Here is a 5,232-nt window from a genome sequence, read left to right on the forward strand (position 1 = left end):
GAAAAAAGTGCGGTAATATTTCCGTAGTCATTATTATTCCAGTGAAACTCTGGAACTAAGTAATCTTTCCAAGTTAATGATAAAACTTGACGATCTAAGTAATTTATGGTTGTGGCAACAAATAGTAAACTGCAAATAGTCCATCTAAAATTACTTGGTTTAATGGAAGTTTCGTTCTTCATTTAGTGTGTTTTTGTGATTTATTATTTTTGACTTCTTCCTTTAAATCATATATTTTTTAATTCTTTATAAATTTGTATTGATTCTCCAACTGTTCGTTCAATTTGAGAGTAATCATATTCATTTGATGAATTTTTTGTGAACAATTGTGATCCAATTCCAACACAATAAGCGCCAGCATTTATCCAGCTTGTTATGCTTTCTTTTGTAGGCATAACACCTCCGCTTGGCATAATATTCGTCCAAGGCATTGGTCCATTTATAGCTTTGATAAAATCTGGTCCTCCAACTTGTGTTGCAGGAAATATTTTAACGATTTCTGCTCCTAATTCTTCTGCTAAAGAAATTTCCGAAACAGATCCACAACCAGGCATCCAAGCTACTTTTCTTCGGTTACAAACTTTTGCTACTTCAGGATTTAAAGAAGGGGCAACAATAAAGTTTGCTCCAAATTGAAGATATAATACTGCTGTTGGTGCGTCTAAAACAGAGCCTATTCCTAAGATTAATTCGGGTAATTCTTTTGCCGCATATTTATTTAATTCAGAAAAAACTTCGTGCGCAAAATCGCCTCTGTTTGTAAATTCAAATAATCTTGCGCCACCATCGTAACAAGCTTTTATAATTTTTTTAGAAATTTCGATGTCTTGATGGTAAAAAACAGGAACAATTCCAGTTTCTTTTGCTTTTAAAGCGACTTCTATTCTTGTAAATCGTGCCATTTTTATCTTTTTATTCTTCCTCCAAAATTTCCATTAACTAACTCTAAAATATCATCAACAGAAGCTAAATTTGTGTCACCTAAAATAGTATGTTTCATTGCGCAAGCTGCGTTTGCAAAATTTAAAGCAAATTGATCATCGTGATTAATCAAACCATAAATCAAACCTGCAGCAAATGCATCGCCAGTTCCAATTCTATCAACGACATGGTTGATATGAATTTCTTCTGTTTCTAAATATTCATTATTAATCCAAGCTCTACCTTGTGTTGCTTGCGAACTTGCATTAATTCCAATTCTAACTTTATCAAATACTTTTTGAATTGACGGAATTTCTTTCATCAATGTTTTAGATGCTTCAGTAAATCCATTCTTATCCGTTGAGAAATTTGTTTCTAAAATTTCATTGATTTCATTCACTCCACCAATAAAAATGGTTGAATATCCGATTAATTCTTTCAAAATATCTTGTCCTTTCTTCCCGTAATTCCATAAATTACTTCTATAAGCAGGATCAGTTGTGATATGAATACCTTTGAAATAAGCGAATTGTAAACCTTGCTTCAACGTTTCGTAAGCAGATTCTGAAATTCCAGGTGTAATTCCTGTCCAATGGAAAAAGTTGCAATTTTCTAAGGCTTTATTCCAATCAACTTCGTTTGGTTTTATATTTGAAAAAGAACCATTTAATCGGTTATAAGCGATACGACTTGGTCTGACATCAGAACCAACTTCTAAAAAATATAATCCAAGTGGATGTTCATTTTTTTTAATAAATGAAACATCAATTCCTAGACTTTTCATGTAGGAAATAGCTGCATCTCCAACAAAATCATTCGAAACATTTGAGACGTGTTGCGTTTTACAACCAAAAGTAGACAAAGAAGCTGCAACATTCATTTCTGTTCCACCAAAAAAGAATTCTACTTCTTTACTTTGTTGCAAAGTTTTATGATTTGATGGAGAAATTCTCATTAAAACTTCTCCAAAAGTCAAAATATTATTGCTCATAAATAAATCTAAAAATCAAAATATTCTTTTGCATTGTAATAACAGATATCTGATATTGTTTTTCCAACTAATTCAATATCATTTGGTAATTCGCCATTTGCCATTTCTTCTCCGAATAAATTACAGATTACTCGTCTGAAATACTCATGCCTAGGGAAAGATAAGAAACTTCTTGAATCTGTTAACATTCCAATAAAGCAACTTATTAACCCCATATTAGATAGGGCATTTAGTTGTTTGATGATTCCATCTTTTTGATCTAAAAACCACCAACTCGAACCAAATTGCACTTTTCCTTTTACGCTTCCATCATTGAAATTTCCAATCATTGTTGCGAAAATTTCGTTATCAGCTGGATTCAAATTATAGATGATTGTCTTTGTTAATTTATCATTTCCGTCAAGTCTATTTAAGAATTTAGAAAGATTAGCCGCTTGTTTAAAATCTCCGATAGAATCCCAACCTGTATCAGGACCTAAAATACGATGCATACGAGCATTGTTATTGCGAAGTGCGCCTAAATGATATTGTTGAATCCATCCAAATTGGTGATATGTTTCCCCTAAAAATAGAAGTAGGGCAGTTTTGAATTGCTCGATTTGAGTATGATTTAACGGTTGATTATTTCTTTTTGATTCGAAAATTGTATTAATTTCAATATCAGTAAATTCTACGTAAGAAATATTATTCAAACCATGATCACAAATTTTGCAACCGATTGCATTAAACGCTTCAATTCGATTATATAACGCATCTTTCAAGTTTTGGAACGAATTAATTTCGAAACCAACAACTTCAGAAAGTTTATTGATGTAAGAATTGTAATCCTGATTTTCAATTAGAATCGCTTTATCTGGTCGAAAAGCTGTACTAACTTTTGTCTTGAAATTGCTTTTATTTAACGTTATATGATATTCTAACGTATCTGTCGGATCTTCAGTTGTGCAAACCGTTTCAGCATTTACTAAACTTAATAAACCTTGACAAGATTTATCTGCTTGTTGTAATTGAGCGGAAGTATTCTCGAAAATTTCTTTTGCGTTATTTTCGTTCAATAATTCATCGATTCCAAAATATCGTTTTAATTCTAAATGAGTCCAGTGAAATAAAGGATTTCGAAGCGTATGAGGAACAGTTTTCGCCCACGCTTCAAATTTTTCTAAATCAGAAGCATTTCCTGTGATGCAATTTTCGTTAATTCCTAACGTTCGCATTGCACGCCATTTGTAATGATCTCCAGCAATCCAAACTTTCGAAATATTTTCAAAAACTCTATTTTCTGCAATATCTTTTGGCGATAAATGATTGTGATAATCTATAATAGGAAGTTTTTCAGCATAGTTGAAATACAATTCCTCGGCATATTTATTTTGTAATAAAAATGTATCAGTTATAAATGATTTCATATAATATTTAAATTTTACTCGTTTGATGGTTTACCTATTGTTGCTAAAATTCCTCCATCGACATAAATGATTTGTCCATTAACAAAATTACTCGCTTCCGAAGCTAAGAAAACCGCTGTTCCAGCTAAATCTTCGGGATTTCCCCAACGACCAGTCGGCGTTCTGTTGATAATAAATTCGTTGAAAGGATTTCCGTCCACACGAATCGGCTCTGTTTGTGAAGTTGCAAAATAACCAGGTCCGATTCCGTTTACTTGAATGTTATGTTTTGCCCATTCTGTAGCTAAGTTGCGCGTTAACATTTTCAATCCACCTTTTGCCGAAGAGTAGGCAGAAACATTGTCTCGTCCCAATTCGCTCATCATCGAACAAATATTAATTATTTTTCCAGTTTTACGCTCAATCATTCCTTTTGCAACCAATTGCGACATGATGAAAGGACCAACTAAATCGACATCGATAACTTTTCTGAAATCTTCGACATCCATATCTACCGCAAGAACACGTTTGATAATTCCAGCATTATTCACAAGAATATCAATTTGACCATGATTCTTTTCGATCAATTCAACTTGTTTTTTTGCTTGTGGTTGATCAGTTACATCAAAAATATATCCTGTTACAGTAAATCCTTTACTTTTATAATATTGTAAAGCTTCTTCAAGTTTTGAAGGAGTTGTACTTGTAATAACTAACTCAGCACCAGCTTGTGCCAATCCTTCTGCCATTGCTAATCCTAAACCATGTGTTCCACCTGTGATTAAAGCTATTTTTCCTGATAAATCAAATAAATTCATAATTCTATTATTTTAATTCATCCGTATTTACACCATCCATATCGCTGTAATCCATATTTTCACCAGCCATTCCCCAAATAAAAGTATAATTTGAAGTACCTACACCCGAGTGAATAGACCATTCTGGTGAAATAACTGCTTGATTGTTTTGTAAGAAAATGTGACGCGTTTCATTTGGTTGTCCCATAAAGTGGCTAATTGATTGTCCTTGTTCTAAATCAAAATAAAAATATGCTTCCATTCGTCTTTCATGTGTATGAGCTGGCATTGTATTCCATACACTACCAGGATGTAATTCGGTCATACCCATTTGTAATTGACAAGTTTCTAAAACACTATTTACAATAAGTTTATTAATTGTTCTTTTGTTTGCATATTTAGAATCGCCTAACTCAACAATTTCAGCTTCATTTTTTGTAATCTTCTTAGTTGGATACGAATGATGAGCAGGAGCAGAGTTGATATAAAACAAAGGTTGTTCGTTATTTAGTTTATCAAAAACGATTTCTTTATTTCCTTTACCAATATATAAAGCTTCTTTGTTGTTCAATTCGTATTCAGTTCCATCAACAGTTACTTTTCCTTTTCCACCAACATTTATAATTCCTAATTCTCTTCTCTCTAAAAAAAAATCTGCTTTAAGATCTGTTGTTGGTTCCAAAGTTATTGCATGATTAGCTGGGTAAATACCACCAATAATCAAGCGATCATACATCGAATAGACTAACTTCACCTGATCTTCTATAAATATATCAGGAATTAAAAAATGTTCTCTTAGTTCTTCAGTTGTATATTTTTTAACATCATTAGGATGATGTGCATATCTAAATTCAGAATTTATCATAATAGTTATTTATTAAAATTAATGTAATCGATTACATTTTAAATTTAAAAAAATACATCGAGATGATGTTTTGTAAAAGTATTAAAAAGTTTTTTAATAATGTACATAAAACACTATAAAAATTTCTTTTCAAAAGATGATGAATGTAGTTGTTTGGAAATAAATTTATTCGTAAATATTTTTAACAATACTCTTTGTTGAAATATTGAATATGACAACAAAGAGAGAAAAAAATAAGTTACATTTTTGTAAATTAACCCGTAGTGCATTTAG

At 31.6% G+C, this 5,232-nt stretch carries 5 protein-coding genes and 1 pseudogene; all 6 read right to left on the reverse strand.

What is annotated here, in order from left to right:
- Window positions 1–182 (reverse strand): annotated as a pseudogene (locus tag B2X73_RS11320) (MFS transporter); the annotation flags it as partial.
- Between the two features lie 45 nt (window positions 183–227).
- Window positions 228–902 carry a bifunctional 4-hydroxy-2-oxoglutarate aldolase/2-dehydro-3-deoxy-phosphogluconate aldolase gene (locus B2X73_RS11325; RefSeq protein WP_221855132.1) on the reverse strand — a complete coding sequence of 225 codons (675 nt, stop codon included), beginning with the start codon at window positions 900–902 and terminating at the stop codon, window positions 228–230.
- Window positions 903–904: 2 nt separating this feature from the next.
- Window positions 905–1,912, reverse strand: a complete 1,008-nt coding sequence (locus B2X73_RS11330; protein WP_286495603.1) for a sugar kinase — start codon at window positions 1,910–1,912, stop codon at window positions 905–907.
- A gap of 8 nt (window positions 1,913–1,920) precedes the next feature.
- On the reverse strand, window positions 1,921–3,318 hold the full coding sequence (uxaC, locus tag B2X73_RS11335; RefSeq protein WP_219035359.1) for a glucuronate isomerase: 1,398 nt from the start codon (window positions 3,316–3,318) through the stop codon (window positions 1,921–1,923).
- Between the two features lie 14 nt (window positions 3,319–3,332).
- Complete coding sequence (locus tag B2X73_RS11340) at window positions 3,333–4,115, reverse strand: gluconate 5-dehydrogenase (protein WP_286495602.1); 783 nt, start codon at window positions 4,113–4,115, stop codon at window positions 3,333–3,335.
- A gap of 7 nt (window positions 4,116–4,122) precedes the next feature.
- Window positions 4,123–4,959, reverse strand: a complete 837-nt coding sequence (kduI, locus tag B2X73_RS11345) for a 5-dehydro-4-deoxy-D-glucuronate isomerase (protein ID WP_286495601.1) — start codon at window positions 4,957–4,959, stop codon at window positions 4,123–4,125.
- Between the last annotated feature and the right edge of the window lie 273 nt (window positions 4,960–5,232).

It is taken from the genome of Empedobacter sp. UBA7252 (assembly GCF_002472765.1).
Classification (GTDB): domain Bacteria; phylum Bacteroidota; class Bacteroidia; order Flavobacteriales; family Weeksellaceae; genus Empedobacter; species Empedobacter falsenii_B.